Origin of the sequence: Aeromonas sp. ZOR0001, assembly GCF_000801015.1 — a bacterium.
Taxonomy (GTDB): Bacteria; Pseudomonadota; Gammaproteobacteria; order Enterobacterales; family Aeromonadaceae; genus Aeromonas; species Aeromonas veronii.
In genome coordinates, this window is record NZ_JRJY01000139.1 from 1 (window position 1) to 2,962 (window position 2,962).

Genomic DNA, 2,962 nt, shown 5'->3' on the forward strand with positions numbered 1-2,962 from the left:
GGGGATGATAAGTTTATCACCACCGACTATTTGCAACAGTGCCCATCGGCGTAGTAGTGGATGTGGTCGATGACAAAGCCGGTGCGGGTCAGCGTGCGCCGGAGGATCGGCAGAAAATCGACCAGGAACGAAGTAGCGCGTGTGACGACGGCCGGTACGCCGACACGCGCCACGGCCTCGGCCCAGCGCGCGGCCGGCGGTTGGAGCAGGCCGTTGTGCACCGAACCGTGGTAGGTGCCGACCGCCAATGTGAGCCAGCGCTCTAGCTCGCGCAGCGTCAGGGCGGCCTTGTTTTCGGAATCGTAGTCGCCGCGCTGGTCAGGGTTGGAGAAGGTCGTTCCCGGCAGTTCGTCGTGAATCATCTGCATCGCCGTGCCGATGATCCGTTCCACGATGCCGCCATAGTGCGGCTGTCCCAGCGGGCGATAGTCCAGCCGGATGCCATGCTGCTCGCAACCCCGGCGCAGGGCCTCGCTCTTGAACTCGGCCGCGTTGTCTAGGTAGAGCAGCAAGGGCTTGCCGCTCATCTGCCAATCCATTTCCACGTTCAGTCCTTCCAGCCAAGGGCGCTTGTCGCAGGCGACATGCACGAGGCACAGGCCAACCGAAACGGCAGACGGCGCTTCCAGCGTGACGACCATGCCGAGCACGCAGCGGGTGAACACGTCGATGGCGAGGGTCAGGTACGGGCGGCCAATAGGTTGCCGGTCGCGGTCATCGACCACGATCAGGTCGATGACCGTATGGTCTATCTGCACCTGCTCCAGCGGCGCGGTCACGGCAGGAGGCTCGCCGCCCACACCTTGTAGGTCACGAGCGGCATCCTGGCCTTCCCGCCGGCGGATGACCTTGCGCGGGTCAAGGCTAGCGATCCGTAAGGCCACGGTATTGCGCGCCGGCACTCGCAGTTTTTGAGCCTTGCACACCTGAGTGACTTCGCGGTGAAAGGCCGCTAGGCTGCGCTTCTGCTTGGTCAGGAACCGCTTTTGCAGTAGCTCGTGGATGACGCGCTCGACCGGTTCCGGCAAGCGCCCCTTACCTTTACCTCCACCGGACTGGCCGGGCACCAGATCCGTCACGAGGCCGCTGCCTTGCCGGGCACGCCGGATCAGAACGTATACCTGGCGCCGAGACAAGCCCAGCGCCTGAGCCGCCATATCGGCCGCTTCGTGCCCGACCGTCTCCGACTGCGCCAACGGACTGATGATCTCCGCACGACGGCGCGCACGCTCCCAAGCCTCATCAGGCAGAGTGGCCACGCCTTGTTCTGGAATCCGTGGGGTGTCCGTCGCCATGCTCACCTCGCTTTGGTGCACACGAGTATTGAGCATAGTCGAGATTGGTGCAGATCACTTCTGATATTGAACTGTCAGGAGCTGGCTGCACAACAGCCATTACGCCCAATCAACTGGTGCAGTCGTCTTCTGAAAATGACATATTGAACCAATAATTAGGAACCACTTTAAACAGACCGATGGGGGTTTCAATGTTCATACGGGCGTATTTACGTGCATCGACAGTGGAACAGGATGCTGAGCGGGCACGAGAGCTTCTGATAGGTTTTGCTGCTGAGCATGGCCATCAGATTGCCAGTTTCTATGTGGAGAATGAGTCGGGAGCGACGCTGGACAGGCCTGAGCTTATGAGGCTGATCCGCGACGCTGCAGATCGTGACATTGTGCTGGTAGAGCAGATTGATCGTCTGGCCCGTCTCAATCAGACGGATTGGCAAACACTGAAGCAGCTTTTGGCACAGAAACAGCTCTCCATCGTTTCTCCTGAGCTTCCGACTTCCTGGGTGGCATTACAGGGGGACAGCCGCTCCGAGTTCACCAGCGCCATTTTGCAGGCTGTAAATGGCATGCTGTTGGATATGCTCGCAGCCGTCGCTCGTAAAGACTATGAAGATCGCCGTCGCAGGCAGCAGCAGGGTATTGCCAAGGCCAGGGATGAAGGGAAATACCGTGGTAGGCAGAAGGATGAGAAGAAGCGTCAGCACATCGCCAGGCTGTTGGTGACAGGCCACAGTTATTCCGCGATTCAGGAGATGCTTGGTTGCTCAAGGTACCTTATCGCCAGTGTGGCCAAGGAGGCGCGCAGTTAGCTCCAGAAGTAGTAATTTTTGATGACCGGCCCACCCTTGCGTTTTGGGCGTGGGGTTGTCTTGAGGGTTTTCGCTGTCCAGATAAGAGCGATGCTCAGCGCAGTGAACAGCCCGGCGGGCCAGTGCCAGCAGGCGAGTGCGGCAAGAGCCATTAACTGCAACCTGGCCGTGATGGGGCGCCTGGTAGCCCAGGCCAGTATTGGCCAGCACCAGTAAACCGGTGGCAGGCAGATCAGTAGCCATGCAAACAGCGTGTCGCCAAGTGCCATCAAGCCCAGCGCAACCAACGCCATGAGGGCGATATCAGCGATCGGTTTCATGGTGTCTCTCTTTTGCATGCGCCTTGTAGCTATACAGACTCCACACGAAGACAAGCGTGAAGAAGGCCAGCAAGCCTACCATTCCCCAACTGAACGCATCCATCGTGTTACTCCACCAATGAACATGATTTCAGCATGGCACTGAAGGTCTTGGTATTCAATCAACTTATTGAAAATGTTGACTTTGTTCGTTCGTGACAAAGTTGGAGTACTGGAATCCAGTGGCTTATTGACCAGTGGAATCAGCGCCCTTATCCCCGGCCAATCCCTGTCCAATTCCTTTCCACATAACTATCTATCTGGAATCTTGGTGCGGATATTCCAGATAGTGGAATGTCGCTTCAGAACGAGCACCTGGAATATTGATAGGGGCCTTCCCATCTATCTGGAATGTTCGTGCTGTTTTTCGCTCTGGAATGTTGGCCACTCTGTCTGAGGTGAGTGGGAAAACCCGGTGTGCTGGAATTGATGGGGGCAGATTCCTATCTATCTGGAATGGTAATCCCCCCATTTTTTGGAGCACTCAAAAGTAGAGGTC

The 2,962-nt window shown here is 57.5% G+C and carries 3 protein-coding genes; 1 reads left to right on the forward strand and 2 read right to left on the reverse strand.

Annotated elements, in window-relative coordinates:
- Positions 1-26: 26 nt before the first annotated feature.
- Positions 27-1,295: a DNA-binding domain-containing protein gene (locus tag L972_RS17095; protein WP_000179845.1), complete on the reverse strand. Its 1,269-nt coding sequence runs from the start codon at positions 1,293-1,295 to the stop codon at positions 27-29.
- 191 nt (positions 1,296-1,486) lie between these two features.
- Between L972_RS17095 and L972_RS17100 the strand changes: the two genes are divergently transcribed.
- Positions 1,487-2,104 carry a recombinase family protein gene (locus L972_RS17100; RefSeq protein ID WP_047439809.1) on the forward strand — a complete coding sequence of 206 codons (618 nt, stop codon included), beginning with the start codon at positions 1,487-1,489 and terminating at the stop codon, positions 2,102-2,104.
- Here L972_RS17100 and L972_RS17105 read toward each other — a convergent pair.
- Positions 2,101-2,424 carry a hypothetical protein gene (locus tag L972_RS17105; protein WP_047439811.1) on the reverse strand — a complete coding sequence of 108 codons (324 nt, stop codon included), beginning with the start codon at positions 2,422-2,424 and terminating at the stop codon, positions 2,101-2,103. The genes L972_RS17100 and L972_RS17105 overlap by 4 nt on opposite strands.
- Positions 2,425-2,962: the final 538 nt, after the last annotated feature.